Genomic DNA, 16488 nt, shown 5'->3' on the forward strand with positions numbered 1-16488 from the left:
CCAGTTTTCCTTTTAAAATTTAAAATTGATGAAAAAGATTTGCCTTTGTTTTTTACTAATTTCAAGTTTCCTGAATGCTCAGGATTTTAAAAACGCTCCTTACAAAAATAGTGAGTTAAGTGTGGATGAGAGAGTAGAGAACTTAATTTCTTTAATGAACCTCGATGAAAAGATAGGACAGCTTACCACACCGCTTGGTTGGAAGATGTATACTAAAGAGGCAGGAAGTAAGGCAAGCTTAAGCGAACTTTACAAAGAAGAAATAAGAAATAGACATATTGGTGGTTTATGGGGAGTTTTAAGAGCAGACCCATGGACTCAAAAAACTTTAGAAACTGGCTTACACCCTAAAGAAGCAGCAAAGATTACCAATGCAATACAAAAATATGCTATTGAAAATAGTCGTTTAGGAATTCCATTATTACTTGAAGAAGAAGCTATGCACGGGCATATGGCAGTAGGGACTACAGTATTCCCAACTGCGATAGGTCAGGCTAGTACCTGGAATCCTGATCTGATCAAAAAAATGGCTGAAGTTATTGCTGAAGAAATTAGAGCGCAGGGAGCGAACACCGCTTATGGTCCTATTATAGATATCGCCAGAGAGCCAAGGTGGTCTCGAGTAGAAGAAACCTTTGGTGAAGATTCTTACCTTATCGCTCAGATGGGAAAATCTATTGTAAAGGGTTTTCAGGGAGATAACGAAAGTGATTTAAAAACAAAAAAACATGTTGCTGCCACATTAAAGCATTTTGCTGCTTACGGAGTATCAGAAGGCGGGCATAATGGTGCTGCAGTTCATATTGGAGAACGCGATCTATTTCAAAATTATATGTATCCGGTTAAAGAAGCAGTAGATAGTGGTATTTTATCGGTGATGACTGCTTATAGTTCTATTGATGGAGTACCCAGTACAGCGCATAAAAGTCTATTAACAAATACACTTCGTGAAAAGTGGGGCTTTTATGGTTTTGTGATCTCAGACTTAGCAAGTATCGAAGGTCTTTTGGGAGATCATCATATTGTAGATACTGAAGAAGATGCTGCTGCTATAGCCATGAATGCCGGTGTAGATGTAGATTTAGGAGGAAATGGCTTCGATGATGCTTTATTAGATGCCGTAAAAGCAGGTAAAGTTTCTGAAGAAAGAATCGATGAAGCTGTAAAAAGAATTCTTGCTGTAAAGTTCAAATTAGGGCTTTTTGAAGATCCTTTTACCAGCGAAAAAGAAGCTGAAAAGCTAGTAAGGAATACAGAACATATTGAATTAGCCAGAGAAGTTGCTCGCCAATCTGTAACGATGCTTAAAAACGAAGATAATCTTCTTCCACTAAGTAAAGATTTAAAGCGTATCGCTGTAATTGGTTCGAATGCAGATATGCAATACAATCAGTTAGGAGATTACACTGGCCCGCAATCTGAAGATAATATCGTTACCGCTTTAGAAGGCATTCAGAATAAATTACCAAACGCAACAATAGATTATGTAAAAGGAACAGCTGTTCGTGATACTACGCAAACCGATATTCCGGCTGCTGTAGAAGCTGCAAAAACTGCTGAAGTTGCCATCGTTGTGTTAGGTGGTTCCAGTGCCAGAGATTTTAAAACTGAATATCTTGAAACCGGTGCTGCTACTGTTTCCTCAAAAGAAGATGAAATTTTGGGAGATATGGAAAGTGGCGAAGGATTCGATCGTTCTACCCTTAATTTAATGGGGAAACAGATGGAACTACTTCAAGCCGTTGTGGCCACAGGAACACCAACTGTTTTGGTGTTAATTAAAGGTCGCCCATTATTGCTAAACTGGCCTTCAGAAAATGTACCAGCTATTTTAGATGCCTGGTATCCCGGGCAAGAAGGTGGTAACGCGATCGCCGATGTTCTTTTTGGAGATTTTAATCCTGCGGGTAGATTACCGGTTTCTGTACCAAAATCCTTAGGGCAAATTCCGGTATATTATAATTACTGGTTCCCGGTTAGGAGAGATTATGTAGAAAGTGATGCAAAACCATTATTTCCATTTGGTTATGGTTTAAGTTATTCTGAATTTGAATATTCAGATTTACAATTGAACACTTCAGGAAAAGGTCAAAACACTAAAATAAATATTAGCTTAAAAGTATCTAACATTAGCGATATAGATGGTGATGAAGTTGTTCAGCTTTATATTCGCGACATGGTGAGCAGCGTGCTTAGCCCTATAAAACAACTACGCGGTTTTGAGCGTGTTTCTTTAAAAGCAGGAGAAACCAAAAGTATTCAATTTGAATTGCTTCCGAAGGAATTATCACTTTTTGATGCTGAAATGATCCAAAAAGTAGAAGCCGGTGAATTTAAATTAATGATTGGTGCTTCTTCTGAAGATATTAAACTGGAAACAACATTCGAAATTTCTAAAACAATTACACTAAACAAATAAACTAGCTAAAATGTTTAAAATGAATAAAATAAAATCCCTACTGTTGGTAGCCTTAGTGTGTGCGGCAAACACATTCCAGGCCCAAACGCAAGAAGAAGATGAACACGGCGTGCATGGCCGTTCTGAAACCTATGAAGCACCAACCGATCCTCAGGTTATAGAAAAGCTAGATGAATGGGGAGATCTTAAATTCGGTATGCTTATTCATTGGGGGCTTTATTCAGTGCCGGGTATCATGGAAAGCTGGAATTTGGTTTCAGAAGATTGGATCGAAAGAGATAGCACGATCGCCTATAATGACTATAAAAAATGGTACTGGAATTTAGATAAAATCTTTAATCCGGTAAATTTTGATCCAGATAGCTGGGCAGATGCAGCTGAATCTGCAGGGATGAAGTATGTTGTATTTACCACAAAGCATCACGATGGTTTTAATATGTTCGATACAAAACAAACAGATTATAAGATCACAAGTGGTCCTTTCCAAAATAATCCAAAAGCAGATGTTACAAAGCATATTTTTGATGCTTTTAGAAAAAAAGATTTTATGATCGGTGCTTATTATTCTAAGCCCGATTGGCATTCTCAATATTTCTGGTGGGATAAATATGCGACTCCAGATAGAAACGTGAACTACGATATCGAAAAGTACGATTGGAGATGGAATAAATTTAAAGAATTTGCTTACAACCAGATCGAAGAATTAATGACCGGTTATGGTGAGATCGATATTCTTTGGTTAGATGGAGGTTGGGTTAGACCAAGAGAAACCGTTACCGACGAGGTAAGATCCTGGGGAGCACCAATTCCAGATTTTAGTCAGGAGATCGATATGCCTAAGATTGCTGAAATGGCAAGGGAAAAACAACCAGGGATAATTTTTGCAGATCGTACAGTACATGGTCCTTACGAGAATTACCAAACGCCAGAGCGTAGAGTGCCAGAAACCAAATTAGATAATCCATGGGAGAGTAATTTACCTTTAGGAAATAACTGGGGATATGTGCCAAATGATCCTTATAAATCGACAACCAAAGTACTTAATACACTTGTGGATATTGTTTCTAAAGGAGGGAATATGCTTTTAGGAATAGGACCAAAACCAGATGGAACTTTACCATTAGATGTTATCGATCAATTAGCTGAAATAGGTGATTGGTTAGAGAAAAATGGTGAAGCGATCTATGATACTCATGCTATCGACGATTACCAGGACGGAAATGTTTACTTTACAGAAAATGAAGACAAATTATTTGCAATAGCAATGTTCGAAGATGGTGAAGAATTACCAAAAAAGATAAGCTTCAGCAAAAATTTACCTTCAGAAAACGCTAAGATCAAGTTACTGGAAACCGGTAAAAAAGTAGATTTTAAAATTAAAGATGGTAAAGTAGAGATTAGCCTTCCAAAGGAAATCCGTTCAAAAAAGAATATTTCAGGAATAGCATTTTCAATAGAAAATTAAATACATAAATGATCCGAAATTTAAACAAAACCATTGCCGGGATTGGTATTGCCAGCCTCTTATTTGCCTGTAACGAAAAGCAGGAAGTTAAAGCACCACAGGCTGTAGGACCAACGCCAACAAAAGAGCAACTTGCCTGGCATGATATGGAGATGAATGCGTTCATTCATTTTACCACTAATACATTTACAGGTAAAGAATGGGGATTTGGTGACGAATCGCCAGAAATTTTTAATCCAACAGCTATTGATGTAGATCAATGGATGGAAACTTTGCAAAAAGCAGGTTTTAAAGGAGTGATTTTAACGGCAAAACATCATGATGGTTTTGCACTTTTCCCTTCAGATTATACCGAGCATGATATTGCAAATTCTCCCTACAAAGATGGAAAAGGAGATTTGGTGAAAGAAGTAGCAGAATCTGCCAGAGCACACGGATTAAAATTTGGGATTTATCTTTCTCCGTGGGATCGTAATCGTGAAGATTATGGAGAGGCATCTTATGTAGAATATTACCGAAATCAGTTAAAAGAAGTTTTTACTAATTACGGAGATATTTTCGAGATGTGGTTTGATGGAGCTAATGGTGGTGACGGTTACTACGGCGGCGCTAACGAAGAGCGAAGAATCGATAAACAAAACTATTATGATTGGCCAACAACTTTGGCGATGGTCGAAGAAATGCAACCTGCGGTGCTGTTTTTTAGTGATGCCGGTCCAGACTTGCGTTGGGTAGGAAACGAAGACGGTGTTGGTGGATCAACAAACTGGAACACAATTACACCAGATACGCTTTATGCCGGGAAACCAGGTATTGGCGATGTTTTACAAACAGGATCTAAAGATGGTACAGATTGGATCCCGGCTGAGGTAAATACATCTATTCGCCCGGGTTGGTTTTACCATAAAGAAGAGGATTCTTTAGTGATGTCTCCAGAAGAATTATTTACAACTTATATGCAATCTGTGGGTAGAGGATCTACTTTGTTGCTTAATGTTCCGCCAGATCAAAGAGGGCAGTTTCATGAAAATGATGTAGCTTCTTTACTTGGAATGCGAAAAATTATCGATAGTGTTTTTGCTGAAAATTTAGCTGAAAATGTTCAAATCTCGGCTAGTAATTTTAGAGGAGAGTCTGAAGACTATGCTGCGGCGAATTTAATTGATGGAAATGCTGATTCGTTTTGGGTAACCGATGAAGGAGTTATTGAATCTTCTATCGAATTAGAATTTGATTCTGCTAAAACGGTTAATTTTGTATTACTACAGGAAAATATAGCATTAGGACAACGTGTAGAAAAGTTTCATATTGCAGCAATGATTGATGGTGAATGGGAAGAAATTGCTGAAGGCACTACGATTGGATACAAAAGAATACTTGAAGTTCCTTCTGTAGAAACCACAGCTCTAAAAGTAGAGTTCAAGGCGGCAAAAGCCAGCCCGGTAATTACTAATCTTGAAATTTATTAAGATCGATGCGTATTTTATCAAAACTCGTTCTTCTTGTATGTCTTTTCAGCTTTACTGTGCAGGCGCAAGATGAGGTTTTTAAGATTGAAGATGGCGATTTTAAATATAAAGGAGAGTCAATTCATATTTATGCAGGAGAGATGCATTATGCCAGGATCCCAAAAGAATACTGGCGCCATCGCTTACAAATGATGAAAGCTTTAGGTTTAAATGCTGTAAACACTTATGTTTTCTGGAACTATCATAATACCGCTCCGGGAAAATGGGATTGGAAATCAGATAATAAAAACCTAACAGAATTTATAAAACTGGCTGAAGAAGAAGGACTTTTTGTAATTCTTCGTCCGGGGCCTTACGCGTGTGCCGAGTGGGAATTTGGAGGTTACCCGTGGTGGCTTCAAAAGAATCCAGATCTTAAGATTCGTCAAAATAACGAAGCGTTTTTAGATTCTTGTCGCTCGTATATCAACGAGCTTGCAGCGCAGGTAAAACCGCTTCAAGCAAGTAAAGGTGGGAATTTAATTATGGTTCAGGCTGAAAATGAATTTGGTTCTTTTGTTTCGCAACGAGAGGATATTTCAGCAGAAGACCACAAAGCCTACAAACAAAAGATCTTTGAAATGCTGAAGGATTCTGGTTTAGACGGGCCGTTTTTCACTTCAGATGGAACATGGTTGTTTAACGGTGGTGCTGTAGAAGGTGCATTGCCCACCGCGAATGGCGAAAATAATATTGCCAATCTTAAAAAAGCAGTAAACGAATATCATAATGGGGAAGGCCCTTATATGGTAGCCGAATTTTATCCCGGGTGGTTAGACCATTGGGCAGAGCCTTTTACAAGAATTAGTGCAGATGCGATTGCTAAACAAACTGAAGTATATCTTAAGAACGATGTAGATTTTAATATTTATATGGTTCACGGCGGTACTAATTTTGGCTTTACCAGTGGTGCAAACTATAACGACGATCACGATATCCAACCGGATATCACAAGTTATGATTATGATGCACCAATTTCTGAAGCTGGATGGGCAACGCCAAAATATATGGCGATAAGAAAATTAATGAAGGAATATGTAGAATATGATATTCCTGAAATTCCGGCTCAAATTCCGGTAATAGCTATCCCAGAAATTACGTTGGATAAAAAGCAAAACGTGCTCAAATATATTAAATCATCTAAGCCCGTTATAGCCGATGCTCCTATGAGTTTTGAGGAACTAGACCAGGGATTTGGATATGTTTTATATCGTAAAAAGTTTACGCAGCCTATAAACGGAAAATTACAAATACCAGGTTTGCGTGATTATGCTACCGTATATGTAAATGGTAAGTACGTAGGAAAGCTAAATCGTATTTACAACCAATACGAGATGGATATTAAAATTCCGTTTAATGGGACTTTAGAGATTCTTGTAGAGAATATGGGACGTATAAATTACGGAGCTAAAATTACCGAAAATACTAAAGGAATTATTAGTGCGGTAAGCATTAACGATTACGAAATATCTGGTGGTTGGGAAATGTATAAAGCACCTTTTGATGCTGCACCTAATCTAGAGGAATCAACCGAAGTTAAAGAAGGTTTACCAGTATTGTATTCTGGGGAATTTGATCTGGATACTATAGGAGATACATTTCTTGATATGCAAAAATGGGGCAAAGGAATCGTTTTTGTAAATGGCCACAATCTTGGTCGTTACTGGAAAGTTGGTCCACAGCAAACCCTCTATTTACCGGGGAGCTGGTTAAAAGAAAAAGGAAATACGATTACAATTTTAGAGCAGCTGAATGAAGACCCAAAATCAAGAATTTCAGGTTTGGAAAGGCCGATTTTGGACAGCTTGTCTCAATAAGTCTTCATGTTATGTTCACATAAAAGTGAATAGTTTGTTTGACAACGGAAGGAGGACCGCCATCCTCCTTCCTTTTTAAAAAAGTTAGTTCAATACTCCTAATAGTTTTATGGGAAGTATTAAATATAGAATTTCAAGTAAGTGTAAGTTTGTTTCATACATTGCGAGGGGAGAGGAGTAGTTTACCTCTTCCCTTTTTTTACTCGATAATCGAGATTAAATTAATTTTCGTCCTTCTATTGTAGTGCTTCTTGTTAACACATGATTTACCAATAATCTTCATTTCATTGGAGAATTAAAATTTTCAGAACATATGAAAGCCAAATTCGTTGTTTTAGCCGTATTTTTTAGTTTGAAATTAATTGCTCAGCAAAAGGTGAAATTTGAAGTTTTAGACTCTGGATTTATTTATGCTGAAGCTAATTTTCCCAATGCGCATGCTTCTACGATCGAAGAATTAGATAATGGCGATCTAATTGCCGCCTGGTTTGGTGGTACGCACGAAAGACATCCAGATGTTAGCATTTATACTAGTAAAAAAAACAAGAATGGTTGGTCTTCTCCTAAGAAAGTTGCCACCGGTTTTCAAAATGATACGCTAAGTTACCCAACATGGAATCCTGTACTGTTTAATACTGAAAATAAACTCTTTTTATTTTACAAAATTGGACCTTCACCTTCAACCTGGTGGGGCGCTTATAAAACTTCAACAAATAATGGCGAAACCTGGAGCGATAAAAAATTATTGCCAGAAGGTATTTTAGGACCAATAAAAAACAAGCCAATTCAGTTAGAAAATGGCCGAATTGTAAGTCCGTCTAGTGTAGAACTTCAGGATGGTGAAATTTGGCATGCTCACATAGAAATTTCAGACGATCTTGGTAGAACCTGGCGCAAAGTTAAGGTGAATCAGGATTCAGAATATAAAGTAATTCAGCCTACAATTGTTCAGCTTACAAATGGCGATTTAAAAGCTTTTTTCAGAAGTGATCAAGATGTTGTTTTAGAAAGTTTCAGCAAAGATCATGGAGAAACCTGGAGTGATTTTAGTGCTTCAGAACTTGCAAACCCAAATTCAGGAATCGATGCTGTACGTCTAAAAAACGGCGGATTTCTAATGGTTTATAATCCTATGGCTAGTGGAGACGACTGGTGGGATGGTAGAAGTAAACTGAATTTAGCATATTCTGAAGATGCCGAGCATTGGCAAGACGTTTTAAAACTCGAAAATGAGGAAGAAGGCGAGTTTAGCTACCCGGCAATAATTCAGGCTGAAAACGGCGAAATTCATATCACCTATACCTACGATCGAAAAAAGATAAAATATTTTAGGTTGAAACGATCTAATTGATCACTTAAATATCTTTGGAACGCTGAAAGGATCGAAGTCCCAAAGCATAGGCAAAACAAAATAAATAACCAGGCTAATGACTATAATCGATAGTAAATTTAGCCAAAAGCCGGTTTTCATCATATCTGCGATCTTTAGATAGCCAGATCCAAACACCACGGCATTTGGAGGTGTCGCAACCGGAAGCATAAATGCACAGCTGGCGGCTAATGTTGCGCTTACCATGAGCAAGTAAGGATGCAGATTTAAAGCCAGCGCCATAGGAGCCAATATTGGTAATAACATGGCCGTGGTTGCCAGGTTAGAAGTAACTTCCGTTAAAAAGTTTACAGAGGCAACTAAGATCAAAATCAATAAAAATAGTGGTAAATTTTCCAGATTCACTAACTGTTCACCAATCCAGTTAGCTAAACCGGTATCGTTAAAAGCTTTTGCCAAGGCCATACCACCACCAAAAAGTAATATAATTCCCCAGGGAATCTTCACCGCTTCTTCCCAGCTTAATAGGCGTTTTTGTTTCTCTTTGTTTTTTCCAGAAGGAATCAAGAATAAAGAGATTCCTGCCGTCATCGCAATAATGGTGTCATCGATATTGGGTAAGAATTCCTGCAGAAAGAAGGAACGAGTGATCCAGCAAAGTGCGGTTAATACAAATACGATCAATACTCGTTTTTCCTGAATACTTATTTTTCCTAGTTCGTCCAGTAATCTTTTAATTTCTGTTTTTCCGCCGGGAAATTCAGTCTGTTTAAAACTGAAAGCAAAACTTGTAATATACTTCCAGCAGAAGATCAACATTAAAATTGAAATTGGCATTCCTAAAAGTGCCCATTTCAAGAAGCTAATTTCAATTCCGTATAATTCTTCAACAATTCCGGCAAAAACAAGGTTAGGCGGTGTACCAATTAAAGTGCCTATTCCGCCAATAGAAGCGCTGTACGCAATTGCCAACATTAATGCTTTTCCGAAGACTTTATTTTCATCTTCGCTAGTTTTAGGATTGTCTTTTAGCTGCAAGATAATGGCCGTCCCAATAGGAAGCATCATTACCGATGTTGCGGTGTTAGAGATCCACATCGATAAAAATGCGGTGGCTACCATAAAGCCCAAAATGATCAATTTAATATTGGTGCCGATTAAATTGATAATATTAAGTGCGATACGACGGTGTAAATTCCATTTTTCGATAGCTACAGCGATAATAAATCCTCCCATATAAAGAAAAACATATTTGTGACCGTAAGATGCTGTGGTTAGACCAATATCTAAAGCGCCGCTTAAAGGAAAAAATACGATGGGTAGTAAAGCAGTAGCGGCAATTGGGATAATTTCGGTAACCCACCAAATCGCCATCCAGATCGTTACGGCTAAAACATCAAAAGCTTCTGGTGACATTCCTTCTGGTGGCTGTAAAAGCTGAAATATTGCAAAAATTAACGGACCTGCAATTAGGATTATGCGTTTAAGACTACTGTTCATTTATGATTTATTGGCACCGCCAAAGGTTATAATACCCAAAGGCTTGCCTCGAAATTAAAAATTATTTTCCAACGGATAATGCCTCGAGGGCTTGCCCCGAGATAGTTTATTATCGACGGGAAGATAAATATTTTCTGCAGAAGTCAGTATGCCTATTAATTACTATTAAATTAGTTTTATTACTAAAAAAATAGTTTATTTCTTGTATGCATCGGTTTTATATTAGATATTGCAAAGGAAAAATCAATCAACTATCATTATGAGCAATAAGATCATCTTCATTTTAGGCGTTTTAGTATTCAATTTTTTTCAGCTTCGGGCACAAAACGAACTCAATTATCGGGTGAGCTATAAGCTTACCTATAAACTAGATTCTACAGATCTGGAATCCAGTAAATCTGAAATCATGTGGCTTTTTGCCAATAACGAGTCCTCCCTTTTTTTAAGTAGAGGAGCAGCACTAAAAGATTCTATGTCTGTAAATGTGAGTGTTGCAGATATTGGATCTGAAAGGTGGAAAAGTAGAATAAAAGCTGCTAAAACCGATTTTAAGTATAAGATCTTTAAAAATAAATCTGAAAATAAGCTGGGATACGGAATTAAACTGATGGACGATAAATTGTATTACTCGCAGGATATCGATAAAATACAATGGGAGATACAGGCTGAAGCCAAAGAAATTTCAGGATATCAGGTGCAAAAAGCAACAACAAGTTTTGCCGGTAGAGATTATATTGCCTGGTTTACTCCTGAAATTCCGCTTTCAGATGGGCCATATAAATTTGCCGGTTTACCTGGTTTGATCGTAGAGATCCGGGATACAGAAGATGAATACATCTTTGAATTCAAAGGTTTTGAAGAATTAGTTGATCCTTTAGAATATCAGATTGTTCCTAAAGGATTTAAAGAAGTGAAGAAAAAAGAACTTCTGGATTTAGTGTCAACTTATGAAAAAGACCCAATTAGTTATATAAATAATTATGTGGGCGCGGGTGGCAAAACCGTAAGTATTAAAATTGTAGGTGATGATAAAAAGGATTATCTGAAAAAGCAGCAGGAAAAGTTAGCCAAAAAGAATAATCCCATCGAGTTACAGTAATTTATACTTTGCATTATACGAAATGGTTTTCTTAAAAAATTGTGAATCGTATAGCTTTTGTGTCTCGTTGTTTGTCGAAAAAAGTTTAAGATATTGGATTTATTAAGCAATTTGAAAGTTCTAAAACTCTCATTTTTATGCGAAATAAATTTACTTTCCTTTTTATTGCTTTTAGCCTGATTAGCATTTTTGGATATGCTCAGCAAAATTACGAACTCAATTCAGGTTGGAAAACCCTTTCCATTGGCGATGTAGAATCAACCGGAGAAGAAATTTCAAATACATCTTTTTCCGTAGAAAACTGGAAAAAGGCCACAGTTCCCGGGACGGTGCTTACCACGCAACTTAATAATGGTGAAATTCCCGACCCATTTTACGGGATGAACAATGAAGAAATTCCGGATATCTATGATGTTGGTCGCGATTTTTACACCTATTGGTTTGTAAAGGATTTCGAAGAGAAAGCTAAGAAGGACGAGCAGGTTTGGCTTAATTTCCGAGGAATAAATTACAGTGTAGATTTTTTTTTAAATGGCGAGAAAGTCAACCAGGAAGAATACAAAGGGATGTTTCTTAGGAAGCGTTTTAATATCACAAAATTTCTTGCTAAAAATGGCCAAAATCGCCTTGCAGTGATCGTATATCCTGCACCGCATGTTGGGAATCCTAACGGCGGCCAGGGAGGTGATGGAACGATCGCCCGTGGTGTGGCGCATCAATACGTTGCCGGTTGGGATTGGATTCAGCCAATTCGCGATCGAAATACGGGGATTTGGGATAAGGTGATTATTGAAAAAACCGGTGCGGTAAATCTTAAAAATCCGCATGTGGTGACCAAAGTGCCTGGAAAACGACTTCCGGGAGAAAAGCAGGAGCCAGCAAAAATTTCTTTTACTGCGGAAGTTGAAAATCCAACTTCAAAAACAGTTGAAGGAACACTGTCTTTTAAAATTGCAGATAAAAACATCGAAAAGGAGGTAAGTCTGGCAGCTAATACTGAAATGCTGGTAGAACTTCCAGAGTTCGAAATTGAAGATCCTAAACTTTGGTGGCCTTCTGGTTATGGCGAGCAAAATTTATACGATGCCGAAGTTGAATTCAGCATAAAAAATAAAACTTCAGATAAAGAAACGCTTAAAGTAGGAATCCGTGAAATCCAAACCGAATGGAATTCGCACACACGTAGTAAGCAGATATTCGTTAACGGGCAGCCTATTTTTATAAAGGGAGGAAACTGGATCATCTCAGACGCGATGCTTCGTTTTACTAAAGAGCGTTATGATGCCGAGATTCGTTTTCACCGTGATATGAATTTAAATCTTATTAGAATTTGGGGTGGTGCTTTACCAGAAAGACCAGAATTTTACGAAGCCTGTGATAAATATGGGATGCTGGTGATTCAGGATTTTTGGATGTCTGGTGACTGTAATGGTAGATGGGTAGATCCTATGAAAAAAGACGATCAATGGACGCGCAGACAATATCCAGACGATCACGAATTGTTTATCGAATCTGCTGCAGATGCGGTAAAAATGCTGCGTAATTATCCTTCACTTGCTATCTGGTGCGGTGGGAACGAGATCACACCGCCACAGGATATTTTGTATGCCATAAAAGATGAAATTCTACCGGAATTAGATGGTACACGTTGGTTTATCGATTACTCAAATTCAGATGACATGTCTTATAATTTTAAAGGCGGAAATGGTGACGGCCCTTACGGAATTCAGGATATTTCGACTTTTTGGAACGAGCGTACCTGGCCTTTTAATTCTGAAGTTGGATCTGTAGGAGTAGGAGATGAGGTAAGTTTAAAGCGTTTTCTTCCGGAAGAAAATTATACCGTTCCGGTAGAATATGAAGGAACAGAAGCCGTGAAAGATCCTGTTTGGACGTATCACAAATACATCGATTATGGCAATTCTTTAGAAGCTTATGGTACGCCAGAAAATATGGCCGATTTTGCCAAAAAAGCCCAATTGGTAAATTACAACCAGTATCGCGGTTTGATGGAAGGTTTTAGTTCGCATATGTGGGATTGGTACACGGGTTCGATCATCTGGAAAACCCAAAATCCGTGGACTGCTTTGCGTGGGCAGATGTACGATTATTATTTAGATCCCAACGCCTGTTTGTTTGGGTTACGTGAAGGTAGTAAGCCTTTACACTTTATGTATAATGCTACAACCGGCGATGTACATTTGGTAAATAATGGTTTTGAAGCCCAGTACGATCTTATGTTAGGCATAAAACTGTACGATATGGATGGTAATGAAAAACCGGTAACCCAGGTATTTGCTTATATCGAAGCATCAAGCACAAAAAAGATATTATCGTTAAAAAAGCAGATCGATACATTAGCTGCTGAAGAAGGTTTGTTTTTAAAATTAGATCTTAAGAATCAGCATCAGGAGGTTTTAGATGAGAATTTCTATTGGATTCCAGACAGTACCGGCACATATTCTGGATTACAGAAATTAGAAAAAACTGCACTTAAAGCTGAGGTTGAAAAAATAGCTGAAAATAAATTTAAACTGAAAATTACCAATCCTAAAAATAATACGGTATCATTTTTTAACCGAATCTCTTTAGAAAATGCAGAGAATGGAGAACGAATTTTACCAACTTTTTATGACGAAAATTATTTCTCTATAGTACCTGGAGCAAGCAAGGAAATCATTTTGGAAGCGCCAGAAAATGAAGTGAAAGATCTTCAAATTTCGATAGAAGGCTGGAATACAGATCGAATGGTGATTCCGGTGAAATAGCTTGGTTTTCTAGTTTTATTACTAAAAAACTAGTTGATTTCTTGCTTCGTAAGTTTTTTTAAGGCATCTTAGATAAAATTTCTTTTATGAAATCTATCCTGATGCCTTTTTTCTTGTGCTTTTCTGTGCTATTCTATGCTCAGAAAACCGATTTTCAATATTCCTATAAAGCGACTTACAATCTCGAATATCAGGAAGATTCTACCGATGAAAATTCGATATTATCTGAAAGTTTTGTGCTTTATTTAAGCGATGGACATTCGCGATATTCTAGTTTAGGTACAGCTATAGAAGATTCTATAGGAGGTAGTGAAGGATCTGAGTTTCATTATATGATTTACAAAAACTATAAAGAGAACCAGCTTATTTTAACTGAAAAAATTACAGCAGATAAGTATAAATTTAAATACAAACAGGATCTGAAAACGATCGACTGGGAGATTCAACCAGAAAACAAAGAAATTTTAGGTTTCACCGTTCAGAAGGCAACAGGCTCTTTTGCCGGTAGAAATTACGAAGCCTGGTTTGCGCCAGAGCTTCCATTTTTAGATGGACCTTATAAGTTTAATGGTTTGCCTGGACTTATTTTAGAGATTTCAGATCTTAAAGATGATTACCATTTTAGCTTAACTGAATTTCAGGAATTCGAAAAACCGGTAACCAAAACATCGAATTTGGATAATTATAAATTGGTTTCTCAGGAAGAACTTGACCAATTTAGAGACGATAATAACCGTGATCCCATTGCTGCCATGAGAAATGCAGGTCTAAAAATCGCTTTTAGTAAAAAGGAGCATGAAATTGAAACTAGAAAAATGTTAAGCGAGAAATACGAGAGGCGAAATAATCCTATCGAACTTCAGGAATAAATAGTCGTCATCATCAATCAAAACATCATGAAACTAAAGCTTTTTCTTTTAGTTATCATCTTTTCTTTGAAAATTTCAGCACAAGAAAAACACGGAGAAGAATATAATTATAAAGCAACATATCAATTGGATTATCAGGAAGATTCTACCGATCAAAATTCAATGAAATCTGAAACTGTTGTACTTTATTTAGGAGAAGGGGTGTCTAGATATTCAAGTCTTGGTAAGGCTGTTGAAGATTCTTTAACCGCAACTTTAGATCCTTCAAATAAAAGTATGGCTGAATTTTATCGAATAAGAAGTCTAACTCCAGATACCGATTTTCATTATAAGATCTTCAAAAATTACAATGATAACGAGCTTATTTTAGCCGAAAAGATTTTTAAAGATCAACTAAAATATAAACAGACTTTAAATCCCATCGACTGGGAAATTCAGTCAGAAACCAAAGAAATCTTAGGATATAAAGTTCAAAAAGCTTCAGGCTCTTTTGCCGGCAGAAATTACGAAGCCTGGTTTGCGCCAGAGCTGCCATTTTTAGACGGTCCCTATAAATTTGGAGGTTTGCCGGGACTTATTTTGGAGATTTCAGACACTAAAAATCATTATCGTTTTAGCATAATGGAATTTCAGGAATTAAAAAAAATAGTGTCTAAAACATTGAATTTAGATGATTATAAAGAAGTTTCTCAGGGAGATCTCGATCAGGTTCGTGGTGATTATAAAAGAGATCCACTTACTGCAATGACCAACGGCGGTGTAACTATTCATTGGAAAGATGGGCAGGAAGAAGAAGCCAGAAGGAAATTCCAGAAGAGACATAAAAAGCAAAATAATCCAATTGAACTTCAACCAAAATAAATTTATAAATCGAAAATGATTATGAGATTCAAAATAGCTCTAATATTGCTCTTCTTTTCTTTTAAGAATTCAGCACAAGAACAATTACAGGCAAAGTTCAATTATAAGGCTACCTATCAGCTCGAGTATCAGGAAGATTCTACTGATGAAAATTCTATAAAGTCTGAAGTTGGTGTCCTTTATTTAGGTGATGGGCATTCACAATATTCCAGTTTAGGCCAGGCGATTAAAGATTCTTTAGAGAATATGCCCAATCCTGAAGTTTTAAGAATGGACCAGTATAATCAAATGACCGATTTTAAATACACGATCTTTAAAGATTACGAGAATAGTGAACTTGTTTTAGCTGAAAAGGTTTTTCAATACAGTTTTAAATATAAGCAGGATCTAAATCAGATCGATTGGGAAATTCAATCAGAAACTAAAGAAATAATTGGCTTTAAGGTTCAAAAAGCTACAGGTGCTTTTTCAGGTAGAAATTACGAAGCCTGGTTCGCGCCAGAGCTTCCATTTTCAGATGGGCCATACAAATTTGCTGGTTTGCCGGGACTTATTTTAGAAATTTCAGATGTGCAAAATCAATATCATTTTAGCTTAACAAGTTTTCAGGAATTAGAGAAACCAGTAAGTAAAATATTGAATTTGGATGACTATAAAACAGTTTCTCAAAAAGAACTCGACCAGGTTCGAGACGATTATAATCGTGATCCTATTGGTACAATGCAGAAGGCAGGAATTAGATTTGGTTGGAGCGAAGAAGATGAAGCTAAACAAAGAAAGGAACTAACCAAAAAATATAAACGACGAAATAATCCAATTGAGCTTCCGTAGCAAAACTATCATCAATCGAAA

11 protein-coding genes are annotated in these 16488 nt (G+C 37.0%); 10 read left to right on the plus strand and 1 reads right to left on the minus strand.

The window, feature by feature from the left end; all coding sequences use genetic code 11:
• Positions 1-28: 28 nt before the first annotated feature.
• The 5 genes from BM201_RS04960 (at position 29) to BM201_RS04980 (ending at position 8560) form a co-directional block, all read left to right on the plus strand.
• A complete protein-coding gene (locus BM201_RS04960) occupies positions 29-2419 on the plus strand; it encodes a glycoside hydrolase family 3 N-terminal domain-containing protein (protein WP_092540244.1) in 2391 nt (796 codons plus the stop codon).
• A gap of 19 nt (positions 2420-2438) precedes the next feature.
• The gene (locus BM201_RS04965) at positions 2439-3884 is read left to right on the plus strand and encodes an alpha-L-fucosidase (RefSeq protein WP_245758576.1); all 1446 of its coding nucleotides are present in this window, start codon (positions 2439-2441) and stop codon (positions 3882-3884) included.
• An 8-nt stretch (positions 3885-3892) separates the two neighbouring features.
• On the plus strand, positions 3893-5353 hold the full coding sequence (locus tag BM201_RS04970) for an alpha-L-fucosidase (RefSeq protein ID WP_092540246.1): 1461 nt from the start codon (positions 3893-3895) through the stop codon (positions 5351-5353).
• Between the two features lie 5 nt (positions 5354-5358).
• The gene (locus tag BM201_RS04975; RefSeq protein WP_092540247.1) at positions 5359-7209 is read left to right on the plus strand and encodes a beta-galactosidase; all 1851 of its coding nucleotides are present in this window, start codon (positions 5359-5361) and stop codon (positions 7207-7209) included.
• Between the two features lie 313 nt (positions 7210-7522).
• Positions 7523-8560 carry a sialidase family protein gene (locus tag BM201_RS04980; protein ID WP_092540248.1) on the plus strand — a complete coding sequence of 346 codons (1038 nt, stop codon included), beginning with the start codon at positions 7523-7525 and terminating at the stop codon, positions 8558-8560.
• Here BM201_RS04980 and BM201_RS04985 read toward each other — a convergent pair whose 3' ends face one another.
• Positions 8561-10039 carry an SLC13 family permease gene (locus BM201_RS04985; protein WP_092540249.1) on the minus strand — a complete coding sequence of 493 codons (1479 nt, stop codon included), beginning with the start codon at positions 10037-10039 and terminating at the stop codon, positions 8561-8563. It abuts the gene before it with no gap.
• A gap of 259 nt (positions 10040-10298) precedes the next feature.
• Between BM201_RS04985 and BM201_RS04990 the strand changes: the two genes are divergently transcribed.
• The 5 genes from BM201_RS04990 to BM201_RS05010 all read left to right on the plus strand — a co-directional run bounded on the left by BM201_RS04990 (position 10299) and on the right by BM201_RS05010 (position 16467).
• Positions 10299-11138, plus strand: a complete 840-nt coding sequence (locus tag BM201_RS04990; protein WP_092540250.1) for a GLPGLI family protein — start codon at positions 10299-10301, stop codon at positions 11136-11138.
• A gap of 137 nt (positions 11139-11275) precedes the next feature.
• A complete protein-coding gene (locus BM201_RS04995) occupies positions 11276-13906 on the plus strand; it encodes a glycoside hydrolase family 2 protein (RefSeq protein WP_092540251.1) in 2631 nt (876 codons plus the stop codon).
• A gap of 86 nt (positions 13907-13992) precedes the next feature.
• On the plus strand, positions 13993-14775 hold the full coding sequence (locus BM201_RS05000) for a GLPGLI family protein (RefSeq protein WP_245758577.1): 783 nt from the start codon (positions 13993-13995) through the stop codon (positions 14773-14775).
• Between the two features lie 27 nt (positions 14776-14802).
• The gene (locus BM201_RS05005; RefSeq protein WP_092540252.1) at positions 14803-15636 is read left to right on the plus strand and encodes a GLPGLI family protein; all 834 of its coding nucleotides are present in this window, start codon (positions 14803-14805) and stop codon (positions 15634-15636) included.
• A 21-nt stretch (positions 15637-15657) separates the two neighbouring features.
• Positions 15658-16467: a GLPGLI family protein gene (locus BM201_RS05010; protein WP_245758578.1), complete on the plus strand. Its 810-nt coding sequence runs from the start codon at positions 15658-15660 to the stop codon at positions 16465-16467.
• Positions 16468-16488: the final 21 nt, after the last annotated feature.

Origin of the sequence: Zunongwangia mangrovi (genome assembly GCF_900112105.1) — a bacterium.
Taxonomy (GTDB): domain Bacteria; phylum Bacteroidota; class Bacteroidia; order Flavobacteriales; family Flavobacteriaceae; genus Zunongwangia; species Zunongwangia mangrovi.

Excerpts from the sequence above, each read along its gene's own strand:
- BM201_RS04970 (WP_092540246.1), top strand. The coding sequence starts at position 3,893 with ATGATCCGAAATTTAAACAAAACCATTGCCGGGATTGGTATTGCCAGC.
- BM201_RS04995 (WP_092540251.1), top strand. The coding sequence starts at position 11,276 with ATGCGAAATAAATTTACTTTCCTTTTTATTGCTTTTAGCCTGATTAGC.
- BM201_RS04990 (WP_092540250.1), top strand. The coding sequence starts at position 10,299 with ATGAGCAATAAGATCATCTTCATTTTAGGCGTTTTAGTATTCAATTTT.
- BM201_RS05000 (WP_245758577.1), top strand. The coding sequence starts at position 13,993 with ATGAAATCTATCCTGATGCCTTTTTTCTTGTGCTTTTCTGTGCTATTC.
- BM201_RS05005 (WP_092540252.1), top strand. The coding sequence starts at position 14,803 with ATGAAACTAAAGCTTTTTCTTTTAGTTATCATCTTTTCTTTGAAAATT.
- BM201_RS04980 (WP_092540248.1), top strand. The coding sequence starts at position 7,523 with ATGAAAGCCAAATTCGTTGTTTTAGCCGTATTTTTTAGTTTGAAATTA.
- BM201_RS04985 (WP_092540249.1), bottom strand. The coding sequence starts at position 10,039 with ATGAACAGTAGTCTTAAACGCATAATCCTAATTGCAGGTCCGTTAATT.
- BM201_RS04965 (WP_245758576.1), top strand. The coding sequence starts at position 2,439 with ATGAATAAAATAAAATCCCTACTGTTGGTAGCCTTAGTGTGTGCGGCA.
- BM201_RS04975 (WP_092540247.1), top strand. The coding sequence starts at position 5,359 with ATGCGTATTTTATCAAAACTCGTTCTTCTTGTATGTCTTTTCAGCTTT.
- BM201_RS04960 (WP_092540244.1), top strand. The coding sequence starts at position 29 with ATGAAAAAGATTTGCCTTTGTTTTTTACTAATTTCAAGTTTCCTGAAT.
- BM201_RS05010 (WP_245758578.1), top strand. The coding sequence starts at position 15,658 with ATGAGATTCAAAATAGCTCTAATATTGCTCTTCTTTTCTTTTAAGAAT.